Here is a 17,797-nt window from a genome sequence, read left to right as displayed (position 1 = left end):
TAACCGAACAGTTCCGATATATCGTTGAGCCATCGCGACGGATCAAGATGGAAGGAGCGTAGCGATGCGTTCACATGGACACGGACAGCACGGACCCGGCCATCGCGGTCGGGGCGACTTCGAGGGGCGGCGTGCCGCCTTCGGTCCCTTCGGTCCCGGCTTCGGCGGCGGACCGTTCGGACCCGGCCGCGGAGGCCGGGGCGGTCCGCGGGGCAGGGCGCGGCGCGGGGATGTCCGCGCGTCGATCCTGGCCCTGCTCAAGGACCGGCCGATGCACGGTTACGAGATGATCCAGGAGATCGGCGAGCGCAGCGGCGGGGCGTGGAAGCCCAGCCCCGGCTCGGTCTACCCGACCCTCCAGATGATGGAGGACGAGGGCCTGATCACCAGTGAGAGCGAGGGCGGCAAGAAGCTGTTCACGCTCACCGACGCCGGGCGCACCGAGGCCGAGTCGGGGTCCGAGGCCCCGTGGGAAGAGGCCGGGCGCGGAGTCGACTGGGAGAGCGTGAACGAGATCCGCCAGGCCGGGTTCGGTCTGATGGAGGCGTTCGGCCAGGTCTGGAAGACCGGCACCGCCGAGCAGCGCCAGAAGGCGCTCGGGGTCATCAACGACGCCCGTAAGAAGCTGTATCTGATCCTGGCCGACGAGGACTGACCCCGTCGGCCACCGAAAGCCCCGCGACCGCCGGTCGCGGGGCTTTCCCGTGCGCGCGGGCGGCCGGGGCGCACGGGCCGGTCAGGCCACCAGGCCGCCGAGCTTGCGCAGCGACTCGTTCAGCGCGGCCGTCGCCGAGTCCTTGAGCTTGCCCGCCATCAGCGAGACGGCCGCGCCGGTGAACTCGCCCTCGATCCGGACCACCGTCGCGTCCCCGTCGGGCGTGAGCGTGTAGCGGTTGCCGACGCTGACCCCCATCGGGCCCTTGCCCTTGATGCCGAGGAGCCGGCCCGCCTCGAACTCGTCCACGGTCCAGGTGACTTCGGCGGGGAAGCCCATGAGCCTCATGTTCTCGGCGTAGGTCGCGCCGAGCTCCAGCTTCTCGGGGCCGCCGTGCGGGAAACTCGTATGGGTGGCGTTCCACTCGCCGTACGCGGTGAAGTCCGTCAGCTGGGCCCAGACCTTCTCCGCCGGAGCCTCCAGGCGCGCCTGCGCGCTGACCTCGGCCATACGACCACCCCTTCGAGTCCTTCGAGCCGGGCACGTGTCGCGGAACGTAGCCGGGGTGCCGCGAACATTCAATACTGATGAACCGTCAGATCATCGAGCCGCTCACCGGTAACGCCCATATCTGCGCCGAGTCGAAGAGGTCGGACGCGCGCGGGCGCGACGACTCGTCGTGGCAGTGGAAGGCGGCCCAGAACAGATCGCCGCGCAGGGCGTCCCCAGGGGCGTACACGCGGTACACGTACTGCTGCCCGTCCTCGGCGAGCAGGGCGACCATCCAGCACATCGGGCCCTCCCGCGGTTGCCGGGGCGGCTGTGTCGTACGGGAGGGGACGTGTCCGGCGGCGGTGCGGTTGCGCGCGGGGCGTATCGCCAGGCGGTGCGCGCCCCTGAGGCGTAAACCGTAAATCTCATCCATAAGGAGGAGAACCCGGCCATCCGTACCCACCCAACGTGGGATGCGGAATGCTTCCCGGCGGGGATGACCCGGGGGTGTCGCGCCTGATGGGGTAGGAGGGTGCACCCCCCGATCCCGCGGGTCCCGGCCGTCTCGGCTCCGGTCCCCGCCGCCCCCGACCTCGAAGCCCGCCTCACCGACGAGATGGCCTCGGTGGTCGCGGGTGCCCGCAGGAGGGCGCTGCGCGACGGCGACCGGCAACTCGACACCGCCCATCTGCTGCACTCGCTGATGGAGACGGACCCGGAGGTGCGGGCCGCGTTCGACGGCGCGCCGCAGGTGGCGCGGGTGCTCGGCTATCTCGTCCAGCGCTCCATCGGATACGGGCTGCGCTGGCAGGGCTCGGTGGAGGACTCGGGGGCGCTGCCGTTGCTCGACCAGCCCGGCTGGTCGCCCGCCGCGGTCACCGCGATGGAGGGCGCGCTGGCCCGGGCCGGTGCCCATGACGATGTGCGGGTAGGGGGCACCGACCTGCTGGCGGCGCTCGTGAGCGACCCGGAGTGCCGGGCCGTGGAGGTCCTGGACCACGCCGGGGTCGACGCCCGGGAGCTCGCTGGACGGCTCGCCGGGACCCCGCCGTCTCGACAGGTGTCACAGGGGTGACGCTCCTGACTTCTCCTGTCATGATGTGCCGATGCAGGCGTCTCAGGGGAGAAACGTCGGCCTGGGACTGGCCCTGGCCTCGGCGTTCTCATTCGGTGGATCGGGTGTCGCGGCCAAGCCGCTGATCGAGGCGGGCCTTGACCCGCTGCACGTGGTGTGGCTACGGGTGACGGGCGCCGCGCTCGTCATGCTGCCCGTGGCCTGGCGCCACCGGAGCCTGCTGGTGCGCCGGCCCGCGCTGCTCGCCGGGTTCGGCCTGCTCGCCGTCGCCGGTGTCCAGGCCTGCTACTTCGCCGCGATATCCCGCATCCCCGTCGGCGTCGCCCTGCTCGTCGAGTACCTGGCGCCCGCGCTCGTCCTCGGCTGGGTCCGGTTCGTCCAGCGCAGGCCCGTGACCCGGGCGGCGGCCATCGGCGTGGTGCTCGCCGTCGGCGGCCTCGCCTCCGTCGTGGAGATCTGGTCCGGCCTGAGCTTCGACGTCCTCGGGCTCGTGCTCGCCCTCGGCGCCGCCTGCTGCCAGGTCGGCTACTTCGTCCTGTCCGACCAGGGCGGCGACACGGACGACGCGCCCGACCCGATCGGCGTCATCGCGTACGGCCTGCTCATCGGCTCCGTGCTGCTCACGCTCGTCGCCCGCCCCTGGGGGATGGACTGGTCGGTGCTCGCCGGCAGCGCCGACATGAACGGCTCGGACGTGCCCGCGGCCCTGCTGCTCGGCTGGATCGTGCTGATCGCGACCGTGATCGCGTACGTCACCGGGGTGATCTCGGTACGCAAGCTCTCTCCGCAGGTGGCCGGAGTCGTCGCCTGTCTGGAGGCGGTCATCGCGACCGTGCTCGCCTGGGTGCTGCTCGGCGAGCATCTCTCCGCGCCGCAGATCGCGGGCGGCGCGGTGGTCCTGGTCGGCGCCTTCATCGCGCAGTCCTCGGCGCCGAAAGAGGCCTCCGGGCCGGTGGCGGGCGGGGACGGGCATCCGCTGCCCGTCCAGGAGGCGTCTGTCCAGCAGGCGCCTGTCGAGGAGGCGTCTGTCCAGGAGGCGTCTGTCCAGGAGGCGCCCGCGCCCCAAAGTGAGTTGTCGGCCGGCCGGACCGCGCCGTAGGGTGACGATCATGCATTCGACCGTCCTGCCGCCTCCCGCCGCGTAACGCGGGCGGCCGCACCCCTGACGAAGACCGGGCTCGGGCAGTCCCCGAGCGGCTCGTCGCTGCCCGCGTACTCCAGGCATGCGACCTTTCCCGTCTTCCTCTCCGGAGTACGTACGTGTCGAACGCATCGACTTCCTCAGGCCTGCCCGTCGGGCGCGGTCTGCTCTATCTCGTCATCGCCGGTGTCGCCTGGGGCACCGCGGGCGGCGCGGCCGCGCTGGTCTTCGACGCCAGCGACCTGGGCCCGCTCGCCCTCTCCTTCTGGCGCTGTGTCGGCGGGCTCGTCCTGCTGCTCGCCGCCCGCGCACTGCGTCGGCGTCCCGTGCGCGGGCTCGCCGAGCCGCTGGGCCGGCGGCTGCTGCGGATCCTGGGCAACGGCGTGGGTCTCGCCGTCTTCCAGAGCGCCTACTTCGCCGCCGTCGCCTCGACCGGGCTCGCCGTGGCGACCGTGGTCACCCTGGGCGCCGGTCCCGTGCTCATCGCCGTCGGCGCCCGGCTCACCCTGGGCGAGCGGATCGGCGGCGCCGGGCTGACCGCGGTGGTGGGAGCGCTCGCCGGGCTCGCCGTCCTGGTCCTCGGCAACGGCGGCGGCGCGGTGCGCCCCGCCGGGGTGCTGCTCGCGCTGCTCTCGGCGGCCGGATACGCGGGGATCACGCTGCTCACCCGCCGGCTCGGCCGGGACGGCGAGGCCGCCGACCCCTCCACCACCACGGCCTGGGCGTTCACCGTGGCCTCGGTCCTGCTGCTGCCGTTCGCGGGGGCCGAGGGACTGGTGCCGCACACCGTCGAGCCGGTGCGGGTGGCCGTGCTGCTGCTGTACGTGGCGGCGGTGCCCACCGCGCTGGCGTACGCGCTCTACTTCGCGGGCGCGGCCGTCGTCCGGTCCGCCACCGTCTCCGTGATCATGCTGCTTGAGCCGGTGAGCGCCGCACTGCTCGCGGTGGCGGTGCTCGGCGAGCGGCTGAGCGCCGCCACGGTCCTGGGCACCTCGGTGCTGCTGGTCGCGGTGGTGGGGCTCGCCGGGGCCGAGGCGCGGGTCGCCGCACGGGCCCGCCGGGAGCCGGTCGCGGTCTGACCCGCCGGGGGCTTTTGGAACACGTCCGGAAGCCCCCGGGCGGCTTCAGAGCGCGCCGAGATAGTCGGGCAGCGCCACGGACGGGTCGAGGTCGTCGGCCGGGATCGGCGTCCCGTACCCCCGGACGACCGGGACCACGCCGGTCCAGTGCGGCAGGGTGCTGTCCTCGGGATCGTCGTTGGGGCCCCCGGTGCGCACCTTCGCCGACACCTCGTCGAGGTCGAGGCGGATCACCGCGGTCGCGGCGAGCTCCTTGGCGTTGGCCTGCCGCGAGTCGTATGAGCGGCCCGGCACCACCTGGTCGACCAGCGCGTCCAGGGCGCCGCGCCGCTCCTCGGGGTCGGTGACCTCGTACGCGAGGCCGTGGACCACGACCGAGCGGTAGTTGAGGGAGTGGTGGAAGGCCGAGCGGGCCAGCACCAGGCCGTCGACGTGCGTGACGGTGAGGCAGACCGCGAGCCCCGGGTCGGCCTTGCCGGTCATGCGCAGCGGCCGCGAACCCGTCGAGCCGTGCACGTACAGCCGCTCGCCGATCCGGCCGTACAGCGTCGGCAGTACGACGGGTGCGCCGTCGCGGACGAAGCCGAGGTGGCAGACGTATCCCTCGTCGAGTATCCCGTGCACCAATGCGCGGTCGTACGACGCGCGCTCGCGCGAGCGGGTCGGCACGGTGCGCTCGGTGGGCTCGTAGGAAGCGGTGTCGGACATTTGCGTTCTCCATTGCACTAGTGCATAGTTATGTTTGTGCTAGGAGAGTATCGGATCGTGGGGCGGCGCGCATCGGAGATCGCCGCCGATGTGGAGCGCGCGGTGGGCGCGGGGGAGCTGGAGCCGGGGCAACTGCTGCCGCCGATGCGGGAGTTGGCGACCGAGCTCGGAGTGAATCCCAATACGGTCGCGGCCGCCTACCGGCTGCTGCGGGACCGGGGCGTCATCGAGACCGGGGGGCGCCGGGGCAGCCGGGTCCGTCCGCGCCCGGCCAGCACCGCCCTGGACGCCCAGCGCATCGACGTGCCCGTCGGCGTGCGCGACCTCTCCGACGGCAACCCCGACCCCGCCCTGCTGCCGCCGCTCGGCGACGCGCTGGCGGCCGCCGCCCGCGAGCACGCCGAACGGCCCACGCTGTACGGGCAGGACCCGGTGGACCCGGAGCTGGCGCGGCTCGCGCGCGCGGCGCTGGACGCCGACGGAGTGCCGCAGGGCCCGGTCGGGGTCTTCTCCGGCTCCCTCGACGCGATCGAGCGGGTGCTCGCCGCGCATCTGCGGCCCGGCGACGCCGTCGCCATGGAGGACCCGGGCTGGGGTGCCCTGCTCGACCTCGTCCCGGCGCTCGGGCTGCGGCCGGTCCCGGTGGCGCTCGACGAAGAGGGGCCGCTGCCCGAAGCCGTCGAGCGCGCGCTGGCGGGCGGCGCGCGGGCGCGGCCGGGCCCGGCTCGGACGGAAGAGCTTGGGTGCTCATACTGGCTTTCCCTTCACCTTGCTACACGGGACTGCGTCAAGGGGTACGGTCCGGCGCGGCCGCTTGTTCAGACGTTCAAGGATTTCTTCAGGAACTCAAGATTCAGCCACAGCAGGGTGTCCGCCACACCCTCCCTGGTCACCAGGTGGCTCTCGCCCACCAGGGGAAGCACGGTGTGCAGCTTTCCCGCCGCCAGCAGTGCCCGCGAGAACCTCAGCAGGTGTGCGGGCACCACATTGTCGTCCGCCATCCCCTGGACGAGCATCAGCGGCCGGGTGAGTTTGTGGGCGTGCGCGACCAACGAACAGCGCTCGTAGTTCTCCGGCTGCACCTCCGGGTGGCCGAGATACCGCTCCTTCCAGTGGGTGTCGTAGAGCGTGAGATCGGTCGGGGCCGCGCCCGCCACGGCCGCGTGGAACACCTCGGGGCGGTGCAGCACGGCCGCCGCCGCCAGATACCCGCCGAAGGACCAGCCCCGGATGCCCACCCGTCCCGTGTCCAGATCGGGGTAGCGCTCGGCGGCCGCCCGCAGCGCGTCGGCCTGGTCCTCCAGGACGGGGGTGAGCTGGTCGCCGTGGATGCCGGTGCGCCAGGCCTCGCCGCGCCCCGGGGTGCCGCGTCCGTCGATCGAGAGGACCGCGAACCCCTGCTCGGCGAACCACTGGTTCACCGCGTGGTGCCAGGCGTTGGCCCGTACGACGGTCTGCATGCCCGGACCCCCGTAGGAGTGGATCACTACGGGCAGCCGGGCCGCGCCCTCGCGGTGCCAGGACGGCAGATAGAGCGCGGTGCGCAGCTCTCGCTCGCCCAGTGACAGGAACACCGGCCTCGGTGTCACCACCGGCCGCTCGGTCAGCACGCCGATCCGGCCCGTCGGCACGCCGTCGCGCAGGACCGTCACCGTGTGCTCGTGCAGGGTGCGGCTGTCGAGGACGAGGGTGCCGCCGCCGAGGACGGCCGTGTGCACCCCGGGGTCCTCGGTGACGCGGGCGCAGCCCGACCCGGGTGTGTACGCCCAGACGTGGGTCTCGGTCGGCTCGTCGCTCGCCGTGAAGTAGACCGTGCCGCCGGCCGAGCCGAGTATCGCGCGCACTTCGAGACCGGCCGGGAGCTCTTCTCCCAGCGTGCCCCCGGAACGGGCCAGCGCCGTGGCTCCCGGGGTGAACTCCAGCCAGTGGTCGTCGTGATGACGGCACGTCACTTCGATGGCGCCGCTAGCCGGGTCGATGGCGAGGCGGTACGCGGTGCGCTGGTCGCGGGTCTGGACGGTGGCGAACGCGCCCGCCCCGTCCCAGCCGCCCTCCACCACGTACTCGAAGGCCGAGTCGGTCCAGGCGCCCGCCGGGTGCGACGCGGGGTCCGCGGAGCGGGGCAGCCGCACCGGCACCCGCTCACCGTCCACGCGGACGACGACCAGCGACACCTCGGCGTTGGGCGTGCCCGCCGCCGGGTAGGGCAGCGGGCGCGGGGCCTTCGCCGGGTTCGCGGGATCGCTCAGATACCACCGCTGTACGGGCGAGTCGTCCACGCGGACGACCAGGAGCGCGGAGCCGTCGGGGGCCCACCAGGAGCTGCGCGCGCGGCCGATGGACTCGGCCGAGACGTGGTCGGCAAGGCCGTAGGAGATCTCCGGGCCCTCCGGCGCGGCCAGTCGCCGCTCGCCCGTGCCGTCGACGCGCACGACGTGCAGGGCGCGCCCGGTCACGTACGAGACGAGCGTGCCGTCGGGGGAGAGACGCGGGTCGACGGCCGGGCCCGCCGTGGGCAGGCGGCGCGGGGCCCTCCCGTCCGTCCCGGCCAGCCAGAGCGCGCCGGAGAGGGAGAAGACGACGGTGCGCACGGCCGCGTCGGTGGCGTAGGCGACGATGCCGCCGCTCGACTCGCGCGCCCGCTCGCGGCGGATCAGCTCCGCCTGCGGCGCCTCGCCCGGCTCGCCGAGTGCGAGCGGGTCGACGAGGAGACGCTCCTCCCCGTCCTCGAACAGCCACAGCGCGCTGAGCGCGGAACGCCCGTCGGCGGTACGGACGAACAGCACCCGGTCGCCGTCGGGGGAGACGGTGATGTTCCTGGGCGCGCCCAGCGAGAAGCGCCTGGTGCGGGCGAACTGGAGGGGAAGGTCCTCGGTGGCCGGGGCCTGAGCGGTCTTTTCTTCGGTGGGCATGGCGAAGCGTCCCTTCGGGGCGTGAGTGATCGAACAGTCGCATCCGCCCCAGTAGCCTGGACGGATGCTCAATGAAGTGACAGCGACCCGCTATGTCACGCCCTTGCGTGAGGGCGGCTCGCTCCCGGGGATCGTCGAGGCCGACGATCTCGGTACGTACGTCATGAAGTTCACCGGCGCGGGGCAGGGCCGCAAGACCCTGGTGGCGGAGGTGATCTGCGGAGAGCTCGCCCGACGGCTGGCTCTGCGCGTGCCCGAACTGGTCACCATTCAGCTCGACCCCGTCATCGGGCTCTCGGAGCCGGACCAGGAGGTGCAGGAGCTGCTGAAGGCGAGCGGCGGGCTGAATCTCGGAATGGACTACTTGCCCGGTTCGATCGGGTTCGACCCGCTTGCCTATCAGGTGAGTTCCGCTGAGGCGGGCAAGGTCGTCTGGTTCGACGCGTTGATCAACAACGTCGACCGTTCGTGGCGGAACCCTAACATGCTGGTGTGGCACGGTGATCTCTGGCTCATCGACCACGGCGCCACGATGATCTGGCACCACAACTGGCCGGGCGCGCAGGCCTCGGCCGCCAAGCCCTACAACGCCTCGGACCACGCACTGGCGCCGTTCGCGCCCGATGTGGCCTCGGCCGCCGCCGAGTTGGCGCCGTTGGTGACCGAGGAGCTGTTGGCGGAGGTGACCGCGCTGGTGCCCGACGAGTGGCTGGTGGACGAGCCCGGCTTCGACACGACGGACGCGCTGCGCCGGGCGTACGCGGCGCCGCTGCTGGCCCGCGCGGCCGACATCCACGAGCGGATCACGCTGGACGCGCCGGCCAAGGCCGTGCCCTCGCAGGCCCCCGGCTGGCTCACCGACCACCTCAAGCCCTGGCCGCACCCCACCAAGGACAGCAAGGCCGGCGCGCCCGGCGAGAAGGACGGCAAGTGAGCGACCGCGACGTCTTCGAGTACGCGCTGCTGCGCGTGGTGCCGCGCGTCGAGCGCGGCGAGTGCTTCAACGCCGGAGTGCTGGTGTACTGCCGGGCCAAGTCGTTCGTCGCGGCGCGTACGCATCTGGACGAGGCCAAGCTGAAGGCGCTCGACCCGCACGCGGACGTCGTCGGGGTGCGGGCGGCGCTGCGGGCCGTCGAGGGGGTCTGCGGTGGCGGCGAGGCGGCCGGGCAGGCGGCGGGCGACGACGCGGGGCGCCGCTTCCGCTGGCTGATCGCGCCCCGCTCGACGGTGGTGCAGCCGGGGCCGGTGCACACCGGGCTCACCGCGGATCCGGCGGCCGAGACCGAGCGGCTGCTCGACCTGCTGGTCCGCTGAGGGGCGGGCCGCGCGGGTGTGACCTTCGACGGGGGATCCGTGGGCCGTTGACACCGGGTGCCAGGGCTTCTAGCGTCTCGTCTGCTGAAGCTACTAAGCGGTTGCTCAGGGACGAGGAGCCGCGGATCCCCAGGGCGAGGAGAACAGCATGTCCACCACCGAGCAGCGCGTAGCCATCGTGACCGGGGCGGCCCGGGGCATCGGCGCCGCGACCGCCGTCCGGCTCGCGGCCGAGGGCCGCGCGGTCGCCGTACTCGACCTCGACGAGGCGGCCTGCAAGGACACCGTCGAGAAGATCACGGCGGCGGGCGGCAAGGCGATCGCCGTCGGCTGCGACGTCTCCGACAGCGCCCAGGTGGAGGCCGCCGTGGCGCGCGTCGCCGCCGAGCTCGGGGCGCCCACCATCCTCGTGAACAACGCGGGCGTGCTGCGCGACAACCTGCTCTTCAAGATGAGCGAGTCCGACTGGGACATGGTGATGAACGTGCACCTCAAGGGCGCGTTCCTGATGGCCAAGGCCGTCCAGAAGCACATGGTGGACGCCGCTTGGGGCCGTATCGTCTCGCTCTCCTCGTCCTCCGCGCTCGGCAACCGCGGTCAGGCCAACTACTCCGCCGTCAAGGCGGGCCTGCAGGGCTTCACCAAGACCCTCGCCATCGAGCTCGGCAAGTTCGGCGTCACCGCCAACGCCGTGGCCCCCGGCTTCATCGTCACCGAGATGACCGCGCAGACCGCCGCCCGGGTGGGCATGGGCTTCGAGGACTTCCAGGCCGCGGCCGCCACCCAGATCCCCGTGCAGCGCGTCGGCAGGCCCGACGACATCGCCAACGCCATCGCCTTCTTCACCGGCGACGACGCGGGCTTCGTCTCCGGCCAGGTGCTGTACGTGGCCGGCGGACCCCTCAACTGAAGCCGGGAGAGCACATCATGACGGACAATCAGCTTCCCGAGCCCTCCGGCAGGGTCGCCCTGGTCACCGGCGCCAGCCGGGGCATCGGCTACGGCGTCGCCGAGGCGCTGGTCGCCCGCGGCGACCGCGTCTGCATCACCGGACGCAATGAGGACGCCCTCAAGGAGGCCGTCGAGCGGCTCGGCGCGGACCGGGTCATCGGCGTCGCCGGCAAGGCCCACGACGAGGTCCACCAGGGCGTCGCGGTGGAGCGCGCCATGGAGGCCTTCGGCCGGGTCGACTTCCTGGTGAACAACGCGGGCACCAACCCGGTCTACTCGCCGATGGCCGAGCTCGACCTGAACGTGGCGCGCAAGGTCTACGAGACCAATGTGATCTCCGCGCTCGGCTTCGCCCAGCAGACCTGGAAGGCCTGGCAGAAGGAGAACGGCGGCGCGATCGTGAACATCGCGTCCGTCGCGGGCCTCGCCCCCTCGCCCTTCATCGGCGCGTACGGGATGAGCAAGGCGGCCATGGTCAATCTGACCCTCCAGCTGGCGCACGAGTTCGCGCCGGACGTGCGGGTCAACGCGATCGCCCCCGCGGTGATCAAGACCAAGTTCGCCCAGGCGCTCTACGAGGGCCGCGAGGAGGAGGCCGCCGCGGCCTACCCCCTCAAGCGCCTCGGGGTGCCCTCGGACATCGGGGGAGCGGTCGCGTTCCTCACCTGCGAGCAGTCCGCCTGGGTGACCGGGCAGACGCTCGTGGTCGACGGCGGGCTCTTCCTCGGCGCGGGAGTGCACTGACCGCGACAGGCGTGCACATGCGCCGGCCGCACCGGCGTCGAGGCATGCACCGACTTGTCGGGCATGCCTTGACCGCCCAGCGGGTACGCTGATCTTCATACCGGTGAGTAGTGTTCCGGTTTGCCCCTCGATGCCCCAAGTGCCCCGTCCCGTCCCCGAGTTGACCGGGCGGGGCGCTGCGGTATGGTCTGCCGACCCATGGCTGAACGAGGAGCGTGCACGTGTTCAACCGGACCATATGCCTGCGCACCACCGCGGCCCTTGCGTCCATGTCGTCGCTGGCCCTGCTGAGCGGCTGCGGACTGCTCTCCGGCAGCGGTTCCGAGGCCGAGCAGGCGATCAAGGTCGGCACGGTGAGCGAGCCGAGCACCCTCGATCCGGCCGCCTCCTGGGACGGCTCCTGGGAGCTGTTCCGCAACGTCTTCCAGACCCTGCTGTCCTTCCCGACCGGCAGCAACGCGCCCCAGCCGGACGCGGCCGAGAACTGCCAGTTCAAGGGCTCCGGCAGCCGTACGTATCAGTGCACTCTGCGCAAGGGCCTGGAGTTCTCCAACGGCGACAAGATCGACGCCGCTGCCGTGAAGTACTCGATCGACCGCATTGTGAAGATCAATGTGAAGGCGGGCCCCAAGGGCCTGCTCACCAGCCTCGACCGGGTCACCGCCGACAACGAGCGGACGGTCACCTTCCATCTGAACAAGCCGGACGCGACCTTCCCCTTCGTGCTCGGCGCGCCCGCGATGTCCATCGTGGACCCCAAGTCCTACCCGGCCAACGCGCTGCGCGACGACGGCGGCCTCACCGGCTCCGGCCCGTACGCCCTGGAGTCGTACCACGCGGGCGACCGGGCCGAGCTGAAGAAGAACGCGCACTACGCGGGGTTCGCCCAGCTCAAGAATGACGCCGTCTCGATCCGGTACTTCAAGGACTCCGGCGCCATGGTGGACTCCCTCAAGAAGAAGCAGATCGACGTCACCTACCGGGGACTGACCGCCGACGAGGTCGTGGACGTCCAGAACGAGAAGGCCGCGGGCAAGCCGCTCCAGCTGGTCGAGACGGTCGGTACCGAGATCCGCTTCCTGGTCTTCAACCCCAAGGACCCGCTCGCCGCCAACCCGGCCGTACGCCGGGCCGTCGCCCAGCTCGTCGACCGGGACGCGCTGGTGGCCAAGGTCTACAAGGGCACGGCCGAGCCGCTGTACTCGATGGTGCCCAAGGGAGTCGCCGGGCACACGGTGAGCTTCTTCGACACCTTCGGCGCCCCCAGCGCCCCCAAGGCCAGGGCGATCCTGCGCAAGGCCGGGATCACCGACCCGGTGCCGCTCACCCTCTGGTACACCACCGACCGGTACGGCTCGTCCACGGCGCTGGAGTTCGCCGAGATCAAGCGGCAGCTGGAGGCCTCCGGGCTGTTCACGGTGACCCTGCAGAACCGCCCGTGGAAGGCGTACACCCAGGGGATGCAGGACGGTGAGTACCCCGTCTTCGGGCGCGGCTGGTTCCCCGACTTCCCGGACCCGGACAACTTCATCGCGCCCTTCGTCGGCGAGGAGAACGCGGTCGGCACCCCGTACGAGCCCAAGGAGATCGTCAACCAGCTGATCCCGCAGACCCGGGAGGTCTCCGACCGGGGCGCGGTCAGCAAGAAGTTCGAGCGGGCCCAGGACGTGCTCTCCGACGACGTCCGGCTGCTGCCGCTGTGGCAGGGCAAGCTCTATGTCGCGGCCAGCGACGACATCGCGGGCGGCGAGCGCGCCATCGACCCCCAGACGGTCATGTGCATGTGGGAGCTGCACCGCAAGACCAGCTGGTAGGAGGCCCGGCGGTACGGGCGTGGGAGGCGTTGTCAGTGGCGGCCGGTAGGTTTTTCGGTATCTCGCACCGCAGGGTGCGGAACCGAACGTCCCACGGAGGTTGTTGACGTGACCGACATCGCCATGCTGCCCGAGTCCTGGCGCGGCGTCCTCGGCGAGGAGCTCCAGAAGCCGTACTTCAAGGAGCTCACCGACTTCATCGAGGAGGAGCGGGCGAAGGGTCCCGTCTATCCGCCGCGCGAGGAGGTCTTCGCGGCCCTGGACGCCACTCCTTACGACAAGGTGAAGGTCCTGGTCCTCGGCCAGGACCCGTACCACGGCGCGGGCCAGGGCCACGGGCTGTGCTTCTCGGTGCGGCCCGGCGTGAAGACGCCGCCGTCGCTGCGGAACATCTACAAGGAGATGAAGGAGGAGCTCGGCCACCCGGTGCCGGACAACGGCTATCTGATGCCGTGGGCCGAGCAGGGCGTCCTGCTGCTCAACGCGGTGCTGACCGTCCGCGAGGGCGAGGCCAACTCGCACAAGGCCAAGGGCTGGGAGAAGTTCACCGACGCGGTGATCCGCGCGGTCGCCACCCGCCCCGACCCGGCGGTCTTCGTGCTGTGGGGGAACTACGCGCAGAAGAAGCTCCCCCTGATCGACGAGGAGCGGCACATCGTGGTGAAGGGCGCCCACCCCTCGCCGCTGTCGGCCAAGCGGTTCTTCGGCTCGCGGCCCTTCACCCAGATCAACGAGGCGGTCGCGGCGCAGGGCCACGAGCCGATCGACTGGCGCATCCCGGACCTGGGCTGACCCGCACCCCCGGGCGCCCGCGCCGCGGGCGCCCGGGGACGGGGTCCTCAGACCTCGTCGAGCCGCCCCTCCAGCCGGTCGAGCGCCGCCCGGATACCGTTCCCGTACGCGTCGTCGGCGAGCGCGTCCAGGGCGGCGCGCCCCCGGTCCAGATGGATGCGGGCGGCGTCCGGGCGGTGCAGCTTCACATAGTCGGCCGCCAGGTTCAGATGGAGCGAGGGATAGAAGGCCCGGACCGCGAGCGAGGCGTGGTGCGCGTCGAGCCGCTCCTGGCCCAGCCCGTCGGCCGCGGCCAGCGCCCGCAGGTCCCAGGCCAGTTCGTCGCCCGCGTCGTCCTGCGCGTCCGCCATGTAGTGCGCCAGGGTGCAGCGGTGCAGTGGGTCGCCGTGCTCGCCGATCTCCGCCCAGATGGTGCCGAAGCGGTTGCGCGCCTCCTCCCGGTCGCCGCCGTGCAGGAGCATCAGCGCCTGCCCGATCCGGGTCATGACGACGTCCTCCGACGCCTCCTGCTGCTCCACCACTGCGGCCTCCGCGAGCCTGTCGTACGCATCCGGTCGGCCTGACGCTAGTCGCCCGCACCGACAATCGGGCTGAGGCTCGGGCGCGGCCCCGGGTCTGTCGCAGCGCCGCCTCCAGTGCCTCGCGGACGGGGGCCTGCACGATCTGGGGCCGTACGTCGCGGTCGGCCCGCTCGCTCGTCCGCGGGAAAGGCACCGCGGGCGGCCCCGGGGCGGGACCGTGGTCGACGGTGACACATCCGGAAACGGCCAGGGCGGCCACGCCGACGAGGAGTCTGGCTGCGGTTCGAGTTCGGTGCACCCGCTCAACTCTGCTGGGTGCGGGGCCCGTTGCGCGCGCGTGCGGGCCGGGATTGGCCCGCACGAGTGACGGCGGAGGGTGACGGGCTCAGGCGCCGGGCCGGCCCCGGTCTCAGTCGCCGATGGAGCCGTCGACGCCCTCGCGCAGCAGGTCGGCGTGGCCGTTGTGGCGCGCGTACTCCTCGATCATGTGGGTGTAGATCCAGCGCAGGTTGAAGTGCTGACCACCGCGTGCGGTACCGGCGCTCAGCTCGTCCAGGGCGTGGCCCTCGGCGTGGACGCGGGCCTTGGCGATCTCGCCGTGCCAGGTGGCGAGCGCCTCCTCGAAGGTGTCCTCGGGGCCGACGTGGAAGTCGCCGTCCGGGTCCTCGTCGGTGAAGTAGTGCGGCGCGCCCTGCTCACCGCCGAAGACATTGCTGAACCAGTGCTGTTCGACCTCCGACATATGCCGCATCAGCCCCATGAGGGTGAGCCCGGAGGGCGGCATCGAGGCGGTCCTGAGCTGTTCGTCGGTGAGCCCCGCACACTTCAGGGCGAGGGTCTCGCGGTGGTACTCCAGCCAGCCCACCAGCATCGACAGCTCCTCGGCGTCGAGGGCGGGCTCCTGGCGTTCGGGCGTCTCGATAGTCGTCATGGCGGCCATCCTCACGGATCGTCCACGCGACCGCCACGGGTTATCGCGCCCCGGCCCCGCCCGCCGCCGCCCATCGGTCGCGCCCCCGGCCCACGTATGCTGACCAGGCAAGGAAGCAGGAAGCCGGACGGCGACAGGAGACTTCGTGAAGGTCGGCTGCATCGGACTCGGGGACATCGCGCAGAAGGCCTATCTGCCGGTCCTGACCACCCTGCCGGGGACGGAGCTGCATCTGCAGACCCGTACCCCCGCTACCCTCGCGCGGGTCGCCGACACCCTCCACATCCCCCTCGCGCAGCGCCACACCGAGCTCGACGGGCTCCTCGCGCAGGGCCTGGACGCGGCCTTCGTGCACGCGCCGACCGCCGTGCACCCGACGATCGTGACCCGGCTGCTGGAAGCGGGCGTACCGACCTACGTCGACAAGCCGCTGGCGTACGAACTCGCCGACTCCCGGCGGCTGGTGGAGCTCGCCGAGGAGCGCGGGGTCAGCCTGGCCGTCGGCTTCAACCGGCGGCTCGCGCCCGGCTACGCGCAGTGCGCCGAGCACCCGCGCGAGCTCATCCTGATGCAGAAGAACCGCGTCGGGCTTCCCGAGGACCCGCGCACGCTGGTCCTGGACGACTTCATCCACGTCGTGGACACCCTGCGCTTCCTGGCGCCGGGCCCCGTCGAGCACACGGTCGTACGGGCCCGGGTCCGCGAGGGCCTGATGGAGCACGTCGTCCTCCAGCTCTCCGGCGACGGCTTCACCGCCATCGGCACCATGAACCGGATGAACGGCTCCACCGAGGAGATCCTGGAGGTCTCCGGACAGGACACCAAACGGCAGGTGCTCAACCTGGCCGACGTCGTCGACCACAAGGGCCAGCCGACCGTGCGCCGGCGCGGCGACTGGGTGCCGGTGGCCCGCCAGCGCGGCATCGAGCAGGCCGTCCACTCCTTCCTCGACGCCGTACGCGCCGGGAAGCAGCTCAGTGCACGGGACGCCCTTGCGACGCACGAGCTGTGCGAGCGGGTGGTACGGGAGGCTCTGGAGCAGGCCTCCTGAGCGAGCGCCGCCCGGTGAAGGCGCAGTACGCGGCGAGGACGAGCAGCGCCGTGTACACCGCCCAGTCGCCGAACCGCAGATAGAGGGTGCTGCCGTCGGCGAGCGGCACGTCGTGGACGGCGGCCGTGCTGCGGTCGGTGCCGACCCACTGGCCGATCCGCTCGCCGTCCGGGCCGTACATCGCGCTGATCCCGGTGAGGGTGGCGTGCACGGCCGGGCGGCCCGTCTCGGCGGCGCGCAGCGCGGCCAGCGAGGCGTGCTGCGCGGGCGCCCAGCTGTGCTGGAACGACGACGTCGAGGACTGGGCGACCAGCAGCCGGGCGCCCTCGCGCACCAGATGGCGGCTCATGTCGGGAAACGCCGACTCGAAGCAGACCACCGGGCCGATCCGCAGTCCGTCCGGCAGGGTCATCACCACCGGCGCCGAGCCCCGGCGCCGGTCCTCGCCCGCGGCCTTGCCGACGGAGGTGGCCCAGCCGAGCAGCGAGCGCGCCGGGATGTACTCGCCGAACGGCACGAGCCGCATCTTGTCGTAGCGGTCGCCCGTCGGCCCGTCCGGCCCGACCAGCACCGAGCTCTTGAAGATCCCCGGCCGGTCGGCGCGGCGGGCGTCCACGTTCACCAGGATGTCCGCGCCCACCGTGCGCGAGAGCGCGGCGATCCTGGCCGCGAGGTCCGGCCGGGCCGTCAGGTCCGAGCCGACGCTGCTCTCACCCCACACCACCAGGTCCACGTCCCGCCCCGCCAGCGACCGGGTCAGGGCCTCGCTGCGGGCGAAGCGGGCGTCGGCGCCCTCGTACATTCCCGGCTGGACGACCGCGACCCGCACCCGGCCCGCCCTTTCGGGGCGCGGCGCCCACGCCCACACCGCCCCTGCGGCGACGGCCCCGGCGAGCACCGCGGCCACCACGGGCGTCCGCGCCGGGCGCGAGACAAGCAGCACCGTCACGGCGACGTTGGCGGCCACCACGAACAGGCTCACCAGCCAGACCCCGCCGACCGAGGCGAGGCGCAGCGCCGGAGTCACCTGCCACTGGCTGGAGCCGAGCAGCCCCCACGGGCCGCCGAGGCCCTGCCAGGAGCGGACCAGTTCGACCATCAGCCAGCCCGAGGGCAGTACGACGAGCGCCGCCGCGGCCCGCCGGGGCGAGGGCCTGCCCGCGCCGGGACCGCCGAGCGCCGAGCGCACGAGCACGCCCCACGGGGCCCACAGCAGCCCCAGGAGCGCGGCCAGGACGACGATGAAGACGGTCAGGCTCGGCATCAGCCAGTGGTGCACCGCGAGCATGAACCCGGTGCCGCCCAGCCAGCCGTCGAGCGCCGCCCGCCGGCCGTCGCGGGCCGACCGGATCAGCAGCAGCCACGGCACCAGAGCGACGTAGGCGAACCACCACAGGCCCGGCGCCGGGAACGCCAGCGCCGGGAGCGCCCCGGCGAGCAGCGCCGCCGCGCCCCGCCACCACCGTGACACGGCCAGCCGGTGGCGCAGCCCGGTGAGAAGGTGTCGCAGCCCGACCGGAACCCGCATGCCACGCCTCCTCGCCCCGCCCGTGAGCAGTGGTTTCCGCCCGAGCGTGTCCCCTAGTGTGCGCCCTCAGTGTGCGACAGCGGGGCGGC

General features: G+C 72.3%; 18 protein-coding genes and 1 pseudogene. 12 read left to right on the top strand and 7 right to left on the bottom strand.

From position 1 onward, the window contains the following. The first annotated feature begins 64 nt into the window (after nt 1-64). Complete coding sequence (locus tag A8W25_RS03280) at nt 65-655, top strand: PadR family transcriptional regulator (protein WP_067155415.1); 591 nt, start codon at nt 65-67, stop codon at nt 653-655. Between the two features lie 81 nt (nt 656-736). Here the strand turns inward: A8W25_RS03280 and A8W25_RS03275 are convergent, their stop codons facing one another. Together A8W25_RS03275 and A8W25_RS03270 are read right to left on the bottom strand one after the other, a co-directional pair. Further along, nucleotides 737-1,165 carry an SRPBCC family protein gene (locus tag A8W25_RS03275; RefSeq protein WP_067155412.1) on the bottom strand — a complete coding sequence of 143 codons (429 nt, stop codon included), beginning with the start codon at nt 1,163-1,165 and terminating at the stop codon, nt 737-739. A gap of 85 nt (nt 1,166-1,250) precedes the next feature. Next, entirely contained in the window at nt 1,251-1,448 is a 198-nt protein-coding gene (locus tag A8W25_RS03270) for a hypothetical protein (protein ID WP_067155410.1), read from the bottom strand. Between the two features lie 231 nt (nt 1,449-1,679). Between A8W25_RS03270 and A8W25_RS03265 the strand changes: the two genes are divergently transcribed. The 3 genes from A8W25_RS03265 to A8W25_RS03255 all read left to right on the top strand — a co-directional run bounded on the left by A8W25_RS03265 (nt 1,680) and on the right by A8W25_RS03255 (nt 4,442). Continuing rightward, on the top strand, nt 1,680-2,222 hold the full coding sequence (locus A8W25_RS03265; protein WP_420708396.1) for a Clp protease N-terminal domain-containing protein: 543 nt from the start codon (nt 1,680-1,682) through the stop codon (nt 2,220-2,222). A 31-nt stretch (nt 2,223-2,253) separates the two neighbouring features. Further along, nucleotides 2,254-3,321 carry an EamA family transporter gene (locus A8W25_RS03260; RefSeq protein WP_079125776.1) on the top strand — a complete coding sequence of 356 codons (1,068 nt, stop codon included), beginning with the start codon at nt 2,254-2,256 and terminating at the stop codon, nt 3,319-3,321. A 161-nt stretch (nt 3,322-3,482) separates the two neighbouring features. After that, complete coding sequence (locus A8W25_RS03255; protein ID WP_067155407.1) at nt 3,483-4,442, top strand: DMT family transporter; 960 nt, start codon at nt 3,483-3,485, stop codon at nt 4,440-4,442. 45 nt (nt 4,443-4,487) lie between these two features. On the opposite strand, the gene A8W25_RS03250 is transcribed toward A8W25_RS03255, so the two are convergent. After that, on the bottom strand, nt 4,488-5,150 hold the full coding sequence (locus A8W25_RS03250) for a pyridoxamine 5'-phosphate oxidase family protein (RefSeq protein WP_107470588.1): 663 nt from the start codon (nt 5,148-5,150) through the stop codon (nt 4,488-4,490). A gap of 36 nt (nt 5,151-5,186) precedes the next feature. Here A8W25_RS03250 and A8W25_RS31880 point away from each other — a divergent pair. Continuing rightward, nucleotides 5,187-5,861 (top strand): annotated as a pseudogene (locus A8W25_RS31880) (GntR family transcriptional regulator); the annotation flags it as partial. A 107-nt stretch (nt 5,862-5,968) separates the two neighbouring features. On the opposite strand, the gene A8W25_RS03240 reads toward A8W25_RS31880, so the two are convergent. Further along, on the bottom strand, nt 5,969-8,062 hold the full coding sequence (locus A8W25_RS03240) for a prolyl oligopeptidase family serine peptidase (RefSeq protein ID WP_067155397.1): 2,094 nt from the start codon (nt 8,060-8,062) through the stop codon (nt 5,969-5,971). 64 nt (nt 8,063-8,126) lie between these two features. On the opposite strand from A8W25_RS03240, the gene A8W25_RS03235 reads away from it, so the two are divergent. The 6 genes from A8W25_RS03235 to A8W25_RS03210 all read left to right on the top strand — a co-directional run bounded on the left by A8W25_RS03235 (nt 8,127) and on the right by A8W25_RS03210 (nt 13,677). Continuing rightward, nucleotides 8,127-8,996, top strand: a complete 870-nt coding sequence (locus A8W25_RS03235) for a HipA family kinase (protein WP_067155394.1) — start codon at nt 8,127-8,129, stop codon at nt 8,994-8,996. Continuing rightward, nucleotides 8,993-9,376, top strand: coding sequence for a DUF3037 domain-containing protein (locus tag A8W25_RS03230; RefSeq protein ID WP_067155391.1), 384 nt, complete (start codon nt 8,993-8,995; stop codon nt 9,374-9,376). The genes A8W25_RS03235 and A8W25_RS03230 overlap by 4 nt, the downstream gene beginning before the upstream one ends. Before the next feature lie 148 nt (nt 9,377-9,524). After that, nucleotides 9,525-10,286 (top strand): 3-oxoacyl-ACP reductase FabG, encoded by a 762-nt coding sequence (gene fabG / locus A8W25_RS03225; RefSeq protein WP_067155388.1) that lies wholly within the window; start codon nt 9,525-9,527, stop codon nt 10,284-10,286. A 17-nt stretch (nt 10,287-10,303) separates the two neighbouring features. After that, nucleotides 10,304-11,071, top strand: coding sequence for an SDR family oxidoreductase (locus tag A8W25_RS03220; RefSeq protein ID WP_067155385.1), 768 nt, complete (start codon nt 10,304-10,306; stop codon nt 11,069-11,071). Between the two features lie 269 nt (nt 11,072-11,340). Next, entirely contained in the window at nt 11,341-12,885 is a 1,545-nt protein-coding gene (locus A8W25_RS03215) for an ABC transporter substrate-binding protein (protein ID WP_107470610.1), read from the top strand. 108 nt (nt 12,886-12,993) lie between these two features. Continuing rightward, nucleotides 12,994-13,677, top strand: coding sequence for a uracil-DNA glycosylase (locus A8W25_RS03210; RefSeq protein ID WP_067155379.1), 684 nt, complete (start codon nt 12,994-12,996; stop codon nt 13,675-13,677). Between the two features lie 47 nt (nt 13,678-13,724). Here the strand turns inward: A8W25_RS03210 and A8W25_RS03205 are convergent, their stop codons facing one another. After that, a complete protein-coding gene (locus A8W25_RS03205; RefSeq protein WP_067155376.1) occupies nt 13,725-14,198 on the bottom strand; it encodes a hypothetical protein in 474 nt (157 codons plus the stop codon). A gap of 409 nt (nt 14,199-14,607) precedes the next feature. Next, nucleotides 14,608-15,129, bottom strand: a complete 522-nt coding sequence (locus A8W25_RS03200) for a DinB family protein (RefSeq protein ID WP_067155373.1) — start codon at nt 15,127-15,129, stop codon at nt 14,608-14,610. Between the two features lie 145 nt (nt 15,130-15,274). On the opposite strand from A8W25_RS03200, the gene A8W25_RS03195 reads away from it, so the two are divergent. Further along, nucleotides 15,275-16,180: a Gfo/Idh/MocA family protein gene (locus tag A8W25_RS03195; RefSeq protein WP_067155370.1), complete on the top strand. Its 906-nt coding sequence runs from the start codon at nt 15,275-15,277 to the stop codon at nt 16,178-16,180. Here the strand turns inward: A8W25_RS03195 and lnt are convergent. Further along, nucleotides 16,104-17,708, bottom strand: a complete 1,605-nt coding sequence (lnt, locus tag A8W25_RS03190; protein WP_067155367.1) for an apolipoprotein N-acyltransferase — start codon at nt 17,706-17,708, stop codon at nt 16,104-16,106. The genes A8W25_RS03195 and lnt overlap by 77 nt on opposite strands. Nucleotides 17,709-17,797 lie beyond the last annotated feature (89 nt).

The sequence above is a fragment of the Streptomyces sp. ERV7 genome (assembly GCF_001653515.1).
In the GTDB taxonomy this organism is placed as follows: Bacteria; Actinomycetota; Actinomycetes; order Streptomycetales; family Streptomycetaceae; genus Streptomyces.
The sequence above is the reverse complement of the archived record's forward strand: the minus strand, read 5'-3'. Positions and strand labels throughout refer to the sequence as shown.